Source organism: Streptomyces sp. 8L, assembly GCF_020176795.1.
Lineage (GTDB): Bacteria > Actinomycetota > Actinomycetes > Streptomycetales > Streptomycetaceae > Streptomyces.
The window spans coordinates 16615-33881 of the sequence record NZ_JAIUKE010000003.1; the positions used below are offsets into that span (position 1 = coordinate 16615).

The 17267-nt window shown below is 72.9% G+C and carries 13 protein-coding genes and 1 pseudogene; 9 read left to right on the plus strand and 5 right to left on the minus strand.

Features of this window, described 5'->3' with window-relative positions; all coding sequences use genetic code 11:
* Positions 1-130 precede the first annotated feature (130 nt).
* Positions 131-784: pseudogene (locus tag LCE31_RS00145) on the plus strand (4-hydroxythreonine-4-phosphate dehydrogenase PdxA); the annotation flags it as partial.
* Between the two features lie 214 nt (positions 785-998).
* Positions 999-2480, plus strand: a complete 1482-nt coding sequence (locus tag LCE31_RS00150; RefSeq protein WP_225011698.1) for a glycoside hydrolase family 47 protein — start codon at positions 999-1001, stop codon at positions 2478-2480.
* A gap of 135 nt (positions 2481-2615) precedes the next feature.
* Here the strand turns inward: LCE31_RS00150 and LCE31_RS00155 are convergent, their stop codons facing one another.
* Together LCE31_RS00155 and LCE31_RS00160 are read right to left on the minus strand one after the other, a co-directional pair.
* Positions 2616-3188, minus strand: coding sequence for a dihydrofolate reductase family protein (locus tag LCE31_RS00155; protein WP_225011699.1), 573 nt, complete (start codon positions 3186-3188; stop codon positions 2616-2618).
* A 247-nt stretch (positions 3189-3435) separates the two neighbouring features.
* A complete protein-coding gene (locus LCE31_RS00160; protein WP_225011700.1) occupies positions 3436-3843 on the minus strand; it encodes a CoA-binding protein in 408 nt (135 codons plus the stop codon).
* A 75-nt stretch (positions 3844-3918) separates the two neighbouring features.
* Between LCE31_RS00160 and LCE31_RS00165 the strand changes: the two genes are divergently transcribed.
* The 3 genes from LCE31_RS00165 to LCE31_RS00175 all read left to right on the plus strand — a co-directional run bounded on the left by LCE31_RS00165 (position 3919) and on the right by LCE31_RS00175 (position 8883).
* Positions 3919-4545 carry a YigZ family protein gene (locus LCE31_RS00165; RefSeq protein WP_225011701.1) on the plus strand — a complete coding sequence of 209 codons (627 nt, stop codon included), beginning with the start codon at positions 3919-3921 and terminating at the stop codon, positions 4543-4545.
* A gap of 172 nt (positions 4546-4717) precedes the next feature.
* The gene (locus tag LCE31_RS00170) at positions 4718-5884 is read left to right on the plus strand and encodes an exonuclease SbcCD subunit D (protein ID WP_225011702.1); all 1167 of its coding nucleotides are present in this window, start codon (positions 4718-4720) and stop codon (positions 5882-5884) included.
* Positions 5881-8883, plus strand: a complete 3003-nt coding sequence (locus LCE31_RS00175; protein WP_225011703.1) for an AAA family ATPase — start codon at positions 5881-5883, stop codon at positions 8881-8883. Before LCE31_RS00170 ends, LCE31_RS00175 begins: the two co-directional genes overlap by 4 nt.
* A 236-nt stretch (positions 8884-9119) precedes the next feature.
* Here the strand turns inward: LCE31_RS00175 and LCE31_RS00180 are convergent, their stop codons facing one another.
* The gene (locus tag LCE31_RS00180) at positions 9120-10802 is read right to left on the minus strand and encodes a DUF885 domain-containing protein (protein WP_225011705.1); all 1683 of its coding nucleotides are present in this window, start codon (positions 10800-10802) and stop codon (positions 9120-9122) included.
* A 121-nt stretch (positions 10803-10923) separates the two neighbouring features.
* Positions 10924-12261 carry a GNAT family N-acetyltransferase gene (locus LCE31_RS00185; RefSeq protein ID WP_374118365.1) on the minus strand — a complete coding sequence of 446 codons (1338 nt, stop codon included), beginning with the start codon at positions 12259-12261 and terminating at the stop codon, positions 10924-10926.
* 645 nt (positions 12262-12906) lie between these two features.
* On the opposite strand from LCE31_RS00185, the gene LCE31_RS00190 reads away from it, so the two are divergent.
* Together LCE31_RS00190 and LCE31_RS00195 are read left to right on the plus strand one after the other, a co-directional pair.
* Positions 12907-13317, plus strand: coding sequence for a VOC family protein (locus LCE31_RS00190; protein WP_225011708.1), 411 nt, complete (start codon positions 12907-12909; stop codon positions 13315-13317).
* Positions 13318-13557: 240 nt separating this feature from the next.
* Positions 13558-14319 (plus strand): GntR family transcriptional regulator, encoded by a 762-nt coding sequence (locus LCE31_RS00195; protein ID WP_225011709.1) that lies wholly within the window; start codon positions 13558-13560, stop codon positions 14317-14319.
* Positions 14320-14676: 357 nt separating this feature from the next.
* Here the strand turns inward: LCE31_RS00195 and LCE31_RS00200 are convergent, their stop codons facing one another.
* On the minus strand, positions 14677-15834 hold the full coding sequence (locus LCE31_RS00200; RefSeq protein ID WP_225011710.1) for an ROK family transcriptional regulator: 1158 nt from the start codon (positions 15832-15834) through the stop codon (positions 14677-14679).
* Between the two features lie 239 nt (positions 15835-16073).
* On the opposite strand from LCE31_RS00200, the gene LCE31_RS00205 reads away from it, so the two are divergent.
* Positions 16074-16409 carry a hypothetical protein gene (locus LCE31_RS00205; protein WP_225011711.1) on the plus strand — a complete coding sequence of 112 codons (336 nt, stop codon included), beginning with the start codon at positions 16074-16076 and terminating at the stop codon, positions 16407-16409.
* A 55-nt stretch (positions 16410-16464) separates the two neighbouring features.
* On the plus strand, positions 16465-16914 hold the full coding sequence (locus LCE31_RS00210) for a hypothetical protein (protein WP_225011712.1): 450 nt from the start codon (positions 16465-16467) through the stop codon (positions 16912-16914).
* Positions 16915-17267 lie beyond the last annotated feature (353 nt).

Consider the following 17267-nt stretch of genomic DNA (forward strand, 5'->3'; position numbering starts at 1 on the left):
ACCCGCCGCCACGGAGCGGGGGGGGCCCCGGCCGGGCGGGGGGGGGGGGGTGGGGCCCCGGGGGGGGGGCCCCGCGGCTACCCACTAGGTCGGGGGGGGGGGGGCCCCCCCCCCCCGGGGGGCGCCCGACGCCCTGTGCACCGCCCCGCTCAACAAGGCGGCGCTGCACGCGGGCGGCCACCCCTATCCGGGGCACACCGAATTGCTCGCCGAACTCGCGGGCGTGGACGAGGTGTCGCTGATGCTGTCCACACCGAAGGTGAAGGTCATCCACGTCACCGCCCACGTCGGACTGCTGGACGCCGTGCGCCGGATCGAACCCGGCCTGGTGGAGCGGACGGTCCGCAGAGGCCACGAGGCGATGGTGCGGGCCGGGACGGCGCACCCCGTGCTGGGGGTCTGCGGGATCAATCCGCACGCGGGCGAGAACGGCCTGTTCGGGAACGGCGAGGAGGACGAGAAGATCCGGCCCGCGCTCGACGCGGTGCGCGCGGACGGCATCGACGCGCGCGGGCCGCTCCCGGCGGACGCCGCCTTCTACCTCGCCTCGCGCGGAGACCTGGACCTGGTGGTGGCCATGTACCACGACCAGGGGCACGGTCCGGTGAAGGTGCTCGGCATCGAGACGGGCGTCAACCTGACCGTCGGGCTGCCGGTGATCCGCACCTCCGTCGACCACGGCACCGCCTTCGACATCGCGGGTACGGGAACGGCGGACCCGCGCAGCATGATCGAGGCGCTTCGGCAGGCCGCCCGGATGTCCGGGGCGGCGGCGACCGGCTGATACACGGCCGGGACAACTCCCGGGCGCGAACCTGTGGATGACGGCGACATCGTTGACGCTCCCCGCCGCCACGCGGCACAGTTCACCCGGCACGATGACCGACAACGTTGTCGGCGCGTTGTCGCTCCAGTGCCGTACAGCATGCGCGGCAGGGGCCCGCCTGCCGCCTGCCTGCCGTACCGAATGTGTCGTCCAGGAGTGTGGGAGTGGTGGCATGACGATGGACCAGACCGCGAGGCGTGGGCCAGGGCGCCGTGGGGTATTGGCGGCGCTCGGCGCCGCGGGCTCGGCCGCACTCGTCGGCGGCACCGGGGGAGCGGCCTTCGCGGCCGGGCCCGGCAAGGGATCAGCGGATTCCGCGGGAAAGGCCGCGCAGGGGACGTCTCACACGCCTCCCGCGGCGCAGGCGGCCCGCGAGGTGCGGGAGGAGTTCCTGCACGCGTGGGACGGCTACAAGCGGTTCGCCTGGGGGCACGACGAGGTCCACCCGCTCTCCGGCGGGTCGAGCGAGTTCTTCGTCCCCGGGAGCCCGGTCGGCCTGTCGATCATCGAGGCGCTGGACACGCTGTACGTGATGGGGCTCGACGACGAGCTCGCCGACTCCGTCCGCTGGATCAAGAGCGACCTGTCGCTCGACATCGACGGCGACTTCCACGTCTTCGAGGCCATCATCCGGGTGGTGGGCGGCCTGCTCGCGGGCCATCTCGCCACGGGCGACAAGCGGTTGCTCGCACTGACCGCCGACGTCGCCGACCGGCTGCTGCCCGCCTTCACCAAGTCGCCCACCGGTATGCCCTACCAGTACGTCAACTTCCGTACAGGGGCGGTGTCGGGGGCGACGCCGCCGCTCGCGGAGATCGGCACGAACATCATGGAGTTCGGACTGCTGTCCAAACTCACGGGCGACAGCAAGTACTACGACGCGGCCAAGCGCGCCCTGCGCGCCGCCGTCGGCGCGCGCTCCTCGCTCGATCTGCTCGGGACCAGCCTGAACGTCGAGACGGGCCGCTGGACCGACGCCACCGACAACGGCCCGAACCCGCCCACGGACTCCTTCTACGAATACCTGTGGGGCGGGTGGACGCTGCTGGGCGACACCGACTGCCGCGACTGGTTCCGGCTGCTGAACAAGGCCCTCGTCAAGAACGCGGTGGAGACCTACGACGGCCGCGTCTGGTTCAAGCAGATCGACTTCTCCACCGGCGCGCTGCTCGGGCGGGGCCAGTCCGAACTGGGCTCCTTCTACGCCGAGGTGCTGGCCGCGAGCGGCGACGACGCGCTCGGCGCGGCCTACTACCGCTCCTGGACGGACGTGCTGGACCGGTACGCCGTCCTGCCCGAGTCCATCGACTACACGACACTGGCGGCGACCACCAAGGGCAACCAGTTCCGCCCCGAGTACGTCAACGCCTCCTTCGACCTCTCCCTGCGCACCGGACAGCGCACCTACGCAGACACCGCCTACCGCTACTTCCAGGGCATGAAGACCAACGCCCGCACCGCGAACGGCTACACGATCCTGGACGACGTGACCGTGTCCCCGATGGCCCAGGGCGACCTGTTCCCCGCGTACGGCTTCGCCGAGAACTTCAAGTACCTCTACCTCATCTTCGAGGACACACCGCGCTTCGACCGCCATGACTACGCCCTGTCGACGGAGGGCAAGGTCCTGCGCGGCCTGCTCCCGCGCCGCTGACCGGCCCGGCCCCGCGCCCCGGCCGGGCTCGCGTCCCGGCCCACCCGGCGGCGCGGGGCACGCGTGGGCCGGTGCGCGGGCGTGCTCACGCCTGCGCGGAGGCACTCACGACTGCGCGCGGGCGCGGGAGCCGTGTCAGCGGACGACGTCGAACACGTTCTTCTGCACGCCGTTGGCGTATGCCGCGTGCTCGACCAGCTTCAACTTCTGCGTGTCCTTGTCCGTGGCGCTGAACAGGCGCTTGCCGGCGCCGAGCAGGAGCGGGAAGACGAGCAGGTGGTAGCGGTCGATCAGGCCGGCGTCCGAGAGGCTCCGGTTCAGGGCGGCGCTGCCGTGGACGATGATCGGGCCGCCGTCGGTCTCCTTCAGAGCCGCGACCTCGTCGAGTGAGCGCAGGATCGTCGTCTCGCCCCAGTCGGTCACCAGGTCGTCCTCGGTGAGGGTGGTGGAGACGACATACTTCGGGATCACCTTGTAGTCGGCGAAGTCCGCCATGTCCGGCCACACCGGGCTGAACGCCTCGTAGCTGGTGCGGCCCATCAGCATCGCCGCGGCCTCCCGCTGCTCGCGACCCTTTATGTCGAACGCCTCGGGGAGGAACTCGATGTCCTTGAAGGTCCAGCCGGAGTTCCGGTAGCCGGGCTCGCCGCCCGGGGCCTCCACGACGCCGTCGAGCGAGATGAAGGCCGTGCTGATCAGGGTACGCATGGGTGGTTCCTCGGTGTGTCGTGTCCGGTTTTCGGCGGGTGGGACCGGCGGACGCTTCAGCCCTCCTTCGACCGCGGCGCACCAACCACGACCTATGACCGGTGATCACGGCGGTACTCATCGGTGCGCGCCCGCTGATTTCCGCGAGCTCAACGGCCGCGTCGGCCGCGATGAGGCACCCTGCCCCCGATGCGCGATCTGACCGGCGGTCAGCGCGGGGCACGCGCGGGCCGGCGCGCGGCCACGCTCATCCCAGGGAAGGGATCTCGATGGCCGGGCACCGGTCCATCACCATGGCGAGGCCGGCCTCCCGCGTGCGCGCGTACGCCTGCTCGTCCACCACACCCAGCTGGAACCAGACCGCCTTCGCCCCCTTCGCCACCGCCTCGTCCGCGACCGCTCCCGCCAGGTCGCTGTTGACGAAGACGTCCACCACATCCACGTCGAAGGGGATCGCGTCCAGCGAGGCGTACCCCCGCTCGCCGAGGACCGTCTCCGCCTTGGGATGCACCGGCACCACCCGCTTGCCGAAGCGCTGGAGCACGCCCGCCACGCCGTACGCCGCGCGCGCCCTGTTGTTGGACAGTCCCACCACCGCCCACGTGTCGCCCGTCTCGGTGAGGATCGTACGAATCGTCTCGTCATCCGCGTACATACCCGGGAAACAGGCCCGACGCGGTCCGGCATTCCCGCCCGCACCGGATGGCTCCCGCCCGCATAGGGTGGGGCGATGCCCGAGCAGTACCTGACCGTCGCCCGTGCGGGCGCGCACGAGACCGAGATCAACCGGTCGCGCTTCCTCTGCGCGCTCGCGCCCTGCGCCACCGAAGAGGAAGCGCGGGAATTCGTCGCACGTGTGCGCGCGGAACACCCCTCGGCGAGCCACAACTGCTTCGCGTACGTCATCGGAGCCGACGCCTCTGTACAGAAGGCGAGCGACGACGGGGAGCCCGGCGGCACGGCGGGCACCCCGATGCTCCAGATGCTGCTGCGCAGGGAGGTGCGCTACGTGGCCGCTGTCGTCACCCGCTACTACGGCGGCGTGAAACTCGGCGCGGGCGGGCTGATCAGGGCGTACGGGGGCGTCGTCGGCGAGGCCCTGGACGCCGTGGGCACCCGTGCCAGGAGGCGGTTCCGGCTCGCCACCGTGACCGTCGGCCACCAGCGCGCGGGGAAGCTGGAGAACGACCTGCGCGCCACCGGACGCACCGTGCGCGGCGTCCGGTACGCGGAGGCGGTGGCACTCGACATCGCCCTGCCGGACGCCGACGTGGAGACGTTCCGCGGCTGGCTCGCCGACGCCACCGCGGGCACGGCGGTGCTCGAACTCGGCGACGAGGCGTACGGGGACGCGTGAGGCCACGGGAACGGACACGGCGGCCGAGCGGCCCGGCACGGTGGAGCCGGACCCCGGCGGTCGGCGACCAGCGACAAGCGGGCGTGCGGCGGAGTGGCGTGCGGCGGGCGGGCCCGCCCGGTACGCCCGTTGCTCCACGGGCTGTCGTACCCCACCGATACGCTCGGGGATCATGAGATTCCTGCACACGTCGGACTGGCACCTGGGGCGCTCGTTCCACCGGGTGAGCCTGCTCGACGCACAGGCCGCGTTCCTCGACCACCTGGTGGCGACGGTGCGCGAGCGCGACGTGGACGCGGTCCTGGTCGCCGGCGACGTGTACGACCGCGCGGTGCCGCCGCTCGCCGCGGTCGAGCTGTTCGACCGCGCGCTGCACCGGCTCGCCGGGGCCGGGGTGCCCACGGTGATGATCTCCGGGAACCACGACTCGGCCCGCAGGCTCGGCGTCGGCGCCGGGCTCATCGAGCGCGCGGGGATTCACCTGCGGACCGACCCGGCGGGCTGCGGTACGCCGGTGCTGCTGAGCGACGCGCACGGCGAGGTCGCGTGCTACGGACTGCCGTATCTCGAACCGTCCCTGGTGCGCGATGACTTCCGGGTGGAGCGCGCGGATCACGAGAGCGTGCTCGGCGCCGCCATGGACCGCGTGCGCGCGGATCTCGCCTGCCGCCCCGAAGGCACCAGGTCCATCGTGCTGGCCCACGCCTTCGTCACGGGCGGCGCGCCCAGCGCCAGCGAGCGGGACATCACCGTGGGCGGGGTGGCGTCCGTCCCGGCCGGAGTCTTCGACGGGGTCGACTACGTGGCACTCGGGCATCTCCACGGCGCGCAGCGCCTCACCGACCGCGTGCGCTACTCGGGTTCGCCCCTCGCCTACTCCTTCTCCGAGGCCCCGCACCGCAAGTCGATGTGGCTGGTCGACCTCGGACCGGATGGGGAGGTCGGGGCCGAACGGGTCGACTGCCCGGTACCGAGGCCGCTCGCACGGATCAGGGGCCCCCTTCAAGAGCTCCTCGACGACCCCGCGCTCACCCGGCACGAGGAGGCGTGGGTGGAGGCGACGCTCACGGACGCGGTCCGCCCGAAGGACCCCATGGCCCGGCTGGCGGCGCGCTTCCCGCACACGCTCAGCCTGCTGTTCGAGCCGGAGCGGAGCGACGAGGACCCGTCCGCGTCCTATGCCAGGCGCCTCCAGGGCCGCAGCGACCAGCAGATCGCCGAGGACTTCGTCGCGCACGTGCGCGGCGGCGCGGGCCCCGATGCGGGCGAGCGCGCCGTACTGCGCGACGCCATCGAGGACGTGCGGGTGGACGACGCGGTGCGCGAGGTGGCCTCATGAGACTGCACCGGATGACGGTCACCGCCTTCGGGCCCTTCGCGGGCACGCAGGAGATCGACTTCGACGCGCTCGCCGGCGCGGGCGTCTTCCTGCTGCGCGGTCAGACGGGAGCGGGCAAGACGTCGGTGCTCGACGCGGTCTGCTTCGCCCTGTACGGCGGCGTGCCTGGCGCCCGCCAGAAACCGGGCATCGTCCTGCGCAGCGACCACGCGGCCCCCGGGACGCTCACGCAGGTCACGCTCGACCTCACCGTGGCGGGCCGCCGCATCGAGGTCACCCGGAGCCCGGCCCAGCAGCGTCCGAAGAAGGGCCGGGCCGGGTTCACCACGGTCAAGGCGGCGAGCGCGCTGCGCGAGTACGACGCGGCGGCCGGCGCCTGGCGGGCCCTGAGCCGTACACACCAGGAGATCGGAAAGGAGGTCACCGAGCTGCTCGGCATGAGCCGTGAGCAGTTCTGCCAGGTCGTCCTCCTCCCGCAGGGCGACTTCGCGCAGTTCCTCCAGGCCGACGCCGAACAGCGCGCGAAGCTGCTCGGCAGGCTCTTCGACACGCACAGGTTCGCCGCCGTCGAGGACCGGCTCGCCGAGCTCCGGCGCGGCGCGGAAACGCGGGTGCGCGCAGGCGACGAGAGGCTGTACGCGCTGGCGCAGCGCATCGCGCAGGCGGCCGGCCCCGGTGGCGCGCCTCCGCCGCCCGAGCGTGCGCCCGGCGATCCCGGCCTCGCGCAGGACATCCTCGCCTGGGCGGCCGCAGCCCGCTCGGTCGCGGTGGAGCGGTGCGACATCGCGGCGCGCGCGCTCGCCCAGAGAGGGGCCCTGGAGGCCGAGGCCCGCGCCGAGCTGGACGCCCAGAGCGAACTCGCCCGGCTCCAGCGGCGGTTCGCCGAGACACGCGAGCGCGCCGAGTCGGTCGAGGAGTCCCGCTCCAGCCGCGACGAGGCACAGGCCAGGCTGGACGCGGACCGCAGGGCCGAGCGCGTACAGGAGGCACTCACGCTGCGCGAGGCCGCCGGGCGGGACCATACGGCCGCCCTCGCCGCGTGCGGCGCGGCGCGCCTTCCCCTGCCCGCCGACCTCGCGGACGCGGGCGCCGAACAGCTCACCTCGGCGGAGCGGAGCGTACGGGAGGAACTGGGCGCTCTCGCGTCGGCGCGTGCGGCCGAGGCGCGGGTCGCTGAGATCGGACGTGAACGCGCAGAGCTGGAGCGGCAGTTGCGGGCCGACGACGAGACGGCACGGGAGGCCGCCGCGTGGCTCGCCGGCTGGGACGGCCTGCGCGCGCGGCTCCGTGAGGAGATCGAGGCGACCCAGCAGGCGGCCACCCGGGCGGAGCGCTTCGGCGCCCTGCTCGACCCGGCCCTGCGGCGACTCGAAGCGGCCCGCGACCGGGACGACGCGGAGCGGACCGAGCGCGAGGCGGCGACCCGCGCGGCGCGGGCAGGCGCCGCCGCTGTCGCGGCCCACGAGACCTGGCTCGATCTTCGCGAGCGCAGGCTCGACGGCATGGCGGCCGAACTCGCGGCGGGCCTCGCGGCCGGCGAACCCTGCTCGGTCTGCGGCTCCACCCAGCACCCCGCCCCCGCGCGCCCCGCCGCAGGCCAGGTCGACGCGGCCGCCGAGGACGCGGCACAGGCAGGGCACCGCCGCGCGGAGGAAGCGCGGGCCGCCGCCGACGCCGCGCACGCGCGCGTACGGGAGGCGTACGCGGCGGCGCACGCCGAGGCGGGCGACGCCCCCGTTTCCGAACTGGCCGAAGAAGCTGATCGGTTGAGCCGTGAGCACGAGGCGGCACGGACCGTGGCGGCCCGCGCGCATTCCGCGCGCGAGGCGCTCGCCGCGGCGGAGCGCGAACACCGCGACCGACAAGCGGCGCAGCAGCACGCCGAGCTCGCCGTGGCCGCGCGCACCTCCCAGCGCGAGGCTCTGGAGGGGGAACGGGCCGCCCTGTCCGAGGAGTTGGCCCGGGCCACGGGCGCCGCGGCGGGCATCGCCGAGCGCGCGGCCGAACTGGAGCGGCGCGCCGGCCTCCTCGCCGCGGCCGCCGACGCGGTGCGCGCCGTGGAGTCCACGGCAGGGCAGCTCAAGGACGCCGACGCGCGCCTCGCGGACGCCGCGTACCGCGCCGGCTTCGACACGCCGGAGGCCGCGGGCGCCGCGCTCCTCGACGGCGCGGCGCGGCGCGAACTCCAACACCGCGTCGACGCCTGGCAGCGCGAGGCCGCGATCGTCGCCGAGCGCCTCCTTGAGCAGGACGCAAGCGACGCCGGGGCCCGCCCGCACGCCGCGCCCGAGGCGGCCCGCGCGGCCCACGACGCGGCGGAGCGCGCCCTGCGCGAGGCATCCACCGCCCTCGCGGCGGCGCAGGAGCGCCGCACCGAACTGGGCGGCCTGTCGGCCCGCGCCGACACGGAGGCGCGCGCCCTCGGACCGCTGCGCACCGCGTACGACCGGGTGGCCGGGCTCGCCACCCTGACGGCGGGCACCTCCGCCGACAACGAGCGCCGCATGCGCCTGGAGTCGTACGTCCTGGCGGCCCGGCTCGAACAGGTCGCGCAGGCCGCGACCGTACGCCTTCAGCACATGTCGGCGGGGCGGTACGCGCTGGTGCACACCGACGCCCGGGTCGGCCAGCGCCGCTCCGGCCTCGGCCTGCACGTCGTGGACGCGTGGACGGGCAGCGCGCGAGACACGGCGACGCTGTCCGGCGGCGAGACGTTCTTCGTGTCCCTGGCCCTCGCGCTTGGCCTCGCCGACGTCGTCAGCGACGAGGCCGGTGGCGTCCGCCTCGACACCCTGTTCATCGACGAGGGCTTCGGGACGCTGGACGACCAGACGCTCGACGAGGTCCTGGACGTGCTGGACGGCCTGCGCGAGCGCGACCGCAGCGTCGGCATCGTCAGCCATGTCGCGGATCTGCGCCGCCGCATCCCCGTTCAGCTGGAGGTGATGAAGGGACGGCACGGCTCGACCGTACGGCTGCGCACCGCCCCCCTCGACTGAGGCACCCGCTCCGCCCCGGCCGGGCGCACCCCGCCGCACCGAGTCGACGGCGCGGGCCCTCTGCGGCCTGGCGCATGAGCCTGCCGCCCGCCGTCCGCGACGACGGGGCGCCTGGCATCCCAGCAGCCGGCAGCCAGGCGCTCGGCGCCTCTGGGGCCCCGGCGCCCCGCGGCCTGGCGCCCCGTTGCCGTCCCACCGGGGTGGGGGCCGGCGTCGGCGTCGGCTCCGCTCCGGCGTCAGAGCTCAGACAGCACTTCGACCAGGTCGTCAAGGCCCAGGGACCCCTGTGACAGGGCGGCCATGTGCCAGGCCTTGAGGTCGAAGGACTCGCCGTGCCGCTCACGGGCCTTCTCACGGCCCAGCAGCCAGGCGCGCTCGCCCAGCTTGTAGCCGATGGCCTGGCCCGGCATCGACAGGTAGCGGATCAGTTCGCTCTCCACGAAGTCCGCGGGCCGGCCGCTGTGCATGCCGAAGAACTCCTGCGCGAGCGCGGGCGTCCAGCGCTCGCCCGGGTGGAACGGCGACTCGGCGGGGATCTCCAGCTCCAGGTGCATGCCGATGTCGACGATGACCCGGCACGCGCGCATCATCTGCGCGTCCAGGTAGCCGAGCCTGCGCTCCGCGTCGGGCAGGAAGCCCAGCTCGTCCATCAGCCGCTCCGCGTACAGGGCCCAGCCCTCGGCATTGGCGCTGACCATGCCGACGGTCGCCTGGTAGCGGGAGAGCCGGTCCGAGACGTGCGTCCACTGCGCCAGCTGGAGATGGTGGCCGGGCACGCCCTCGTGGTACCAGGTCGACACCAGGTCGTACACCGGGAAGCGGGTCTCGCCCATCGTGGGCAGCCAGGTGCGGCCGGGGCGGGAGAAGTCCTCCGAGGGCTGCGTGTAGTAGGGAGCGGCGGCCCCGCCGGCCGGCGCGATCATGGCCTCCACCTTCCGTACCCGCGGGGCGAGTTCGAAGTGGGTGCCGTCGAGGGCATCGATGGCCTCGTCCATCAGGCCCTGGAGCCACTCCCTGACCTCGGCCACGCCCTCGATGTGCTTGCCGTGCTCGTCGAGGTGGGCGAGCGCCTCCCAGGGCGTCGCCCCCGGCAGGATCTTCTCGGCCTCGGTCCTCATCTCAGCGAGCAGCCGGTGGTACTCCGACCAGCCGTACGCGTACGCCTCGTCGAGGTCCAGATCCGTGCCGTTGAAATAGCGCGACCAGCGCGCGTACCGCTCGGCGCCCACGGTGTCGGGCGCGCCCGCGACGGCCGGCGCGTACACGTCCCGCATCCAGTCCCGCAGAGTGCGCACGGCGGCCGTCGCCGTCTGGGCGGCGGTCGCCAGCTCCTTGTGGAGCGGCTCGGGCGCGTCCGCGACGAACTCCTCGAACCAGCCGCGCTCCCCGCCCGCCCATTCGGTGAGCTGCTCCACGAAGGTGGCCGTGGGGCGCGGACCGGCCTTGAGGCCGCGCTCCAGGCCAAGACCGAGCGAGGCACGGTACCCCTCGAACGCGGCGGGCACGGCGCCCAGCCGGTCGAGCACCGCGGCCCAGTCCTCGCCGGACTCGGTCGGCATCAGCGTGAAGACCTCGCGGACGCTGTGCACGGGAGAGTGCAGGTTGCTCACCGTGCACAGGTGCTCGTCCGCCTCGTACACCGCGAGTCCCGCCGTCAACCGCTCGCGCAGCAGCCGTCCGCACAGCCGCTCCGGGGCCCTGTCCGCACCGGGCCGCTGCTCCGCCTCGTCCAGCTTGGCGAGAGTCGCGCGGTCGAGATCGGCCTGCGCCGCGAACCCGGCGGGTGAGAAGTCGGGAAGACGCCCGTTGCACTCCCGCACACCGAGGAAGGTGCCGGTGATGGGGTCGAGTCGGATGAGTGCGTCGACGTAGGCGTCGGCGACCTGACGGGGCAGCGCGCTGCCGGCTGTGTCTGACATGCGGACATCCTCTCCGACAGGAGGCGGTCCGTCACACCCTCTTTCTCCGTGGCCCCGTTCTTTCTCCGTGGCCCCCGTATTCCCGGCACCCCCATGGTGCCCGCCGGTGAGGCGCCGGCGCTCAGTGCTCCGGCGCCCCCGCCTCGAACAGACCGGCGCCGCCGTCCGGCGCCAGCGCGTGGATCGCGTCGTGGTCGAGTGTGGCCGTGATCACCAGGGTCGCGTCCTCGACCTGGTGGTCGAGCGGCAGCCCGAGCCCCCGCATCGCGGCCACCATGGCCTTGTTGGTGCGTCGCGTCACCGCGTACACGTTCGTGCATCCTTCGCGCACGGCCAGTACCGCGAGCCGGCCGAGGAGCGCCGTGCCGATGCCGCGCCGGTGCCACGCGTCCTCTACGAGCAGGGCGACCTCGGCCTCGTCACCGTCCCACAGGAGGTGGCCGAGTCCCACCAGCCGCCCGGACGCCGTATAGGCGCCGAGCGTCCGCCCGAAGCGCGGGTCGAGCAGATGGCCGAGGTACTTGTCCACGTCACCCAGGGGCCCGTGGTAGCGCATGCGCAGTGTCTGGTCCGAGCAACGGCCGTGCAGCGCCGCCGCCGCGGCGTGCGCCGCCGTGCCGACCCTGCGGATCGTGACTTCCTGGCCGTTGGACGAGGCGGCCGGGGCGGACGAGGCGGCCGGGGCGCCTTCGTACGGCTGCCGCGGGCCGAGGCTCGCATCGAGCGCGACCAGGGCACGCGCCCTCGCGAACTCGCTGGGTGTGAACGGAAGTGACGGGCGCTCGACGATCACCGTGCCTCCGGTGCCGTCGCGCAGTCGCATCGAGGTACCGTTCAGGGTGCCTTCGGCCGGTACGGTCTCGGCGGACGGGACGCCCGTCGGTGAGTACGCGGGAACGGAGCGCACCGAGCACCGTCCGAGCAGCGACCGCAGCGCGAGCGGCAGTTCGGCCGGGTCGAGCGCGGTGCAGGTCGCAAGGGCGATGGCGCGCGCGGGCGCGTCGACCAGGTCGTGTGCGTCGGCACGCTCGGCCCACACGTCCGTGCCGCCGCCGCGCCGTACGGCCGCGAGCAGGTCTTCGGAGAGGAGCGACGCGGGTGCGCGCAGGAGGAACTCGTCGACCGTGCCGGACGCGAGCGGGTGCGTGTGCAGGGTGAGGATGTCGATCCGGCACTTCGCGAGCACGGCACACAGGGTGGCGAGGCTGCCCGGCCGGTCCTTGACGGTGGTCCGCATGCGCCACAGTGACGTGTCGTCAGCCGTGTCGGTGTCGGACGCGCCGGCCGTTCGGGAGAGGTGCAGGAAGTCGGTGATACGACGGGGCCATGGGTGGGGGCCCCGCGCGCTCGTGCCGGAAGTCGGATCACTCATGGAACCACTCTGACCGGTTGGTGTTTCGTGATCACGAACAGAGCGTGTCTGAGAGGTTAAGGCTGGTTTTGATTGCCTTTGGGTCATTTTTGGCCGTTCCTGGCATTGGACTATCAGTCTTCAGGACGCGAAGCGGCCGGGGGACGGTTCGCCCGCGGCTCCATCCGGAGACCTCCTTTTCATCCGGGAGACCTCCTTCCACTCCCACACCTTTGCGGGACCCGCCACTTCGCCTGTGGCGCCGCACCGCTCGACGCGGCCGACGGCCACGGACAGTATCTCTCCCGTTCGCGGGAGTGACGAGATGTCGGAGGGAATTGCCGGGAGCACATGAGTGGGTACTGACCACGCCGTGGCGTACGCGCCGGTGCACGCGGTCGTATGCGGCGCGTTGGCCAGGCGATCGGACCGCATGTCCCTACGTCGGCCCCTCGTACGCGGCGGGTCTACCAGGTGATCGGGTCGCACGATCATGCGTGGGGTCTGCCCGGTGCCGAGGTCGAGTCCCTGCCCCGCGCGGCGCACGGCGGGTCGCATCAGGGGCGCGCGACCCGGCGGCAGCCGCCGGCAATCGGTCGCTCGACCGAGGACCGACGGACGATCGACGCGGCTCGCACCGGTGCCTAGCGTGTGAACACGGCCCGCGGCCCCGCCGGTCCGGGCCCTGTCGGTTCGGGCCACGCCGGTGCGGGCCGTCGAGACCGGAGATCCCGCAGGCGCGAGAGGACCACCATGCCCATCAGCGGCCAGGCTCACATCAGGATCGCCCGCCCCTCCCGCGACCTCGCGGCTGCCGAGCGGTTCTGGAAGGACGGCCTCGGACTCTCCGTCGTCTACCGCGACGAGGGCGGGCAGGCGCCGGGTGAGCACGCCCTGCTGATGCTCGGACTGCCGGACGCGGGCTGGCATCTGGAGCTCGTGCACGAGGCCGGCGCCCCGGTCGACCCCCGGCCCACGGAGGAGGATCTGCTCGTCGTCTACCTCGGGGAAGAGGTCCCCGGCGCCCTCGTGGGCCGCCTCGAAGAGTGCGGAGGCAGGCGGGTGGAATCCCCGAACCCCTACTGGAACCGGTGGGGCGTCACGATCGAGGACCCGGATGGCTACCGCCTCGTCCTGTCCGTCCGCGACTGGTCCAACAGCTGAGACATCTGCCCCGGTCTTCCTTGGTTTTCCCTGCCACGTACGGGGAGGAAGACGGGGCCCGCTCGGTGGAGCCGGATCGGCTGGGGTGCGGGGCCCGGCGCGGACGGTTTGGGAACGCTCCCACTCTTCGGGTATTGGTCTTGACCAAGTCTCCTGGGCGGCCTATCGTCCTTTAGTGCAGGAACCTTTAATAAATAAGCCATGGAATCCTGCGAGACACGGCGATCGCGGAGGCGCAGGGTGGGGACCACGCAGCTGGAGACAGTTCCGGAGCCGAAGTACTGGCACCTCAAGACAGTGCTCGGTGAAGCCCTCGACTCCGAGTTCAACGTCGGTGAGATCCTGCCGAACGAGCGGGACCTCGCGGCCCGTTTCGGCGTCGCCAGGGCCACGCTCCGGCAGGCCCTGGAGCAGCTGGAGCTTGAGGGGAGACTGCAGCGCAGGCGCGGTGTCGGTACGACGGTGGCGCCGCCCCGTCTCGGCGTCGACGTCTCGACCACGCATGCGAACGGCCCTGACACGTCCGACGACACCTGGCAGCCGCTCGGCTGCGCCGTCGCCGTACCGCCCGCGGCCGTCGCGCGCGTCCTGGAGACTGGAGCCGACGAAGAGGTGCACATCGTCCGCCGCGTCCGCTCGGCGCACGGCCAGTGCGTGGCGGCCGAGTTGCTGTACGTGCCGGCCGCGTCCGTGCCCGACCTGTCGGCCATAGACGCGTCGTCAGGTCCCGCCCGCGCCCGGAGCGTGCTCCGCGAATTGCAGCGCTTCGGTGTCGAGGGGCAGGACAGGGCCGTCGAACTCGGTTCAGCGCGCGCCGACGACGCGAAGGAGCTCGATCGGCTGCCCGGCGCGCCGGTCCTCGTCGTCACCACGCGTTACCTCGCCGGGGGCCGTACGGTGGCCGTCTCGGTGGCCACCTACCGCGCCGACACCTGCCGGCTGACCTTCGGGGACGCGGTCGAGGTCGAGATCAGCGACGAGCCGGAGCGCCAGGCCTCCTGACCCTCCGGAGTGGCGAAGGGCCCATCCGCGAAGGGCTGTTCTGTCACGGGGAGGGCCGTGGCGCGAAAGCCCGCGGTGCGCCGAGACTCGTGACGGCGGGCGATCGACCGCCAAGGGCCCTGCTGCTCCGGCGAGTTCTGCGCGGCACGCTGCCGGACGCTCCTCGTCGCCGCGTGCTTCCACGCGCGTGGGCCTCCGATCCGGCAGGGCGGGCGCTCTCGCGCCGAGGCGCGCATGCTTCCACGCGCGTGGACTAGGCCTTCCCCGCGCGTGGACTCGGCGTCCATGCTCCGCATGCGACCGACGGCGGCCAACACCCGCGGCCTCGGGGCCCGTCGCCAACGGCCGGCCCGGCGTTCAGCGGCGGGCGGTCACCGTCTGCTCCACCGCGAACAGTTCTTCCTCGACATGGTCGAGCGCGAGCCGCAGCGCGCCGGTCGCCACCGCCGCCTCACCGAGCATCGAGAGCTCCACGCGAGGCGCTCGCAGACAGAACTTCGACAACTCGGTGCGCAGCGGCTCAAGCACGCTGTCGAGCCCGGCCGCCCAGCCCCCGATCACCACCAGTTCCGGATCGAGCGCGAGGGACAGCGCCGCCACGTCGTGCACCAGGCGCTGGGTGAAGCGCCGCATCGCCTCGCCGGCTCGCTCGTCACTCTCCTTGGCGAGGGCGAAGACCTTCGTCACCGCGCGCTCGTCCAGCGGGTGCAGCGGCTCGCCCGTCGTGGACAGCAGCGCCTCCGGAGTCGCCTCGCGCCCCAGCAGATGGAGCGCCCCTATCTCGCCCGCGGCGCCCCCGAACCCTCGGTGCAACCGCCCGCCGATCAGGGCGCCCGCCCCGGGGCTCAGCCCGGCGAGCACGAACACGATGTCGTCGGACTCTGTGGCGACGCCCTTCCACTGCTCGGCCACCGCGGCGGCGTTCGCGTCGTTCTCCACCACGACGGGGCACTTGAACGACCGGCGCAGCCGTTCACCCAGCGGCAGACCCGTCCAGCCGGGGAGCGCCGTGCCGAGCCGCACCGTGCCGTCGGCCTCGACGATGCCCGGGCTGCCCACGCCGACCGCGCGCAGTGACCCCCGGGCCACGCCCGTACGGCGCAGTACGTCCGCGACCACCTGGCGTACCCGGTCGAGACGCTCGTCCGCCCCCGCCTCCTCCGCCACGTCGCGCCGGCCCGCGCCGATGATGCGCCCGTCGAGCGCGGAGATCAGTGCGGAGATCCGGTGCGGACCGATCTCGATGCCCAGGAGATGCCCCGCCTCCACGCGGAAGCGGAATCTGCGTGCGGGCCGTCCCTGCTTGCGCGCCTCCCCGTCGTCCGCGGGCGCCTCCACGACGAGCCCGCCCTCCATGAGCCCCTCCACCACGCCCTCGACGGTAGGGCGGGACAATCCGGTGATCCGGCTCAGGTCGGTCAGCGTGAGCGGGGTGTTGTCCCGCAGGGCGTGCAGGACCACGGCGGAATTGATTCGCCGCAGCAGGGAAGGGTCTCCGCCGGTCAGCCGCCCCACGATGCCCCTCCCTGACCGTAAACGTGTGTGCCGGATGGTACTCGCTGGTTGCGTACCGGGCGAGTGCCGATGGAGTCTGGGCCGCCACCGATCAAGATCTTCCGGAGGTACGGCCATGGCGGAGCAGCGCGATGTGATGGACGGCCCGGACGACGGGGTGGCCGATCAGGCGCGGGAATATGCGGAGTCCTGAGGCGCGCGCTGCACCGATCTCGACGGCTCGCCCTGCCTCGTGCTCGATGACCGGGCCGTCCACGCGCCGTTCGCCGCATACCGGGCGAAAACGGACCAGGACGTTCCCGTGGTCCGGCTGCACCGCGCCCACGCTGCTGCGGAGCGTCGTGGGGGCGCTGTGCGTGCTGGTGCCGCTGTTCCTGCTCGTACCGTTCATCTTCCCGACCGCGACGGACGGCACCTCGCTCGCGGACTTCCTGCCCGATCACGCCGGACGGCAGTTGATGCTCCAGGAGCCGACAGGTCCCGGCGGGGCGTGGGGAGGGGCGGCGGTACTCACAGCGTGGGCGGCGGCAGCGATACTCGCGGGCTGGCTGGCGCTCAGGAAGAGGGACGCCTGACATCCACGGGCTGACGGGGGACCACGTTGTCGGCGGGGGCGGGTTTACTGGAGGCATGACCTTCAGCGCCCCGGCCGCCGACCGTGCCGCCGCCGTCGAGCAGTTGCGCACCCGCGCCTTCCCCGAGCGGCGGGCGAGGGCTGGGGCGGTCGTCAGCGGACCGGCCTACCACTGGGCCGAACTGGCCGTAACACCCGTCTGGGACGGGGACATTGCCGACAGAGAGGCGGAAAAGGCCGAGCAGGAAGACCAGTGCGACGCGCTCGTAGAGACGCTGACCGGGCTCTGGGGGGCAGCGCCGCAGACGTTCAGCCTCATGAGCCTGTCCCTGCGAGAGGCCCAGGGTGAGGAACTGCCGGAGCCGTGGAGCCTCCTCGGCCGGAGCCTTCCGGAGCTGAACCTGTGGCAGGTGGAGGGACGCTGGATAGGAATAGGGGTCGCGGGCCTTTCGGATGACCACGAGAGGGTCCTGGTCGCGGTGGTCACCGAGATCGACCCGCCCTGACAGCGGGCCCGGGAACGCAATCGAACGCGGCTCGACCCACCCGGCCATACGACCCGCACCCGATGCGGGCGGGGCGGGCAGCGCGGGTGCCGTGCGCTGACGCACGAGCGGCCCCTCGCCTGGCGGCGTCACGTGCCCGGCCGGGCGCGCAGGGCAGTGCCGCAGCCAGGCGTTTGACGCACAGGCGGCCTCTCGCCCCGCGGCGTCAGGTACCGGGGATGCGTCGGAACCCGCCCCGCGCTCCCTCTCCCACCCAGTGCCGGCCCCAGTCCCAGCCCCGGTCTCCTCGCATGTGAGCCCATTTCTGTAAAAGAGTGTTGGCGTGATTGTTCATGTACCGCCCATGGTGTCTT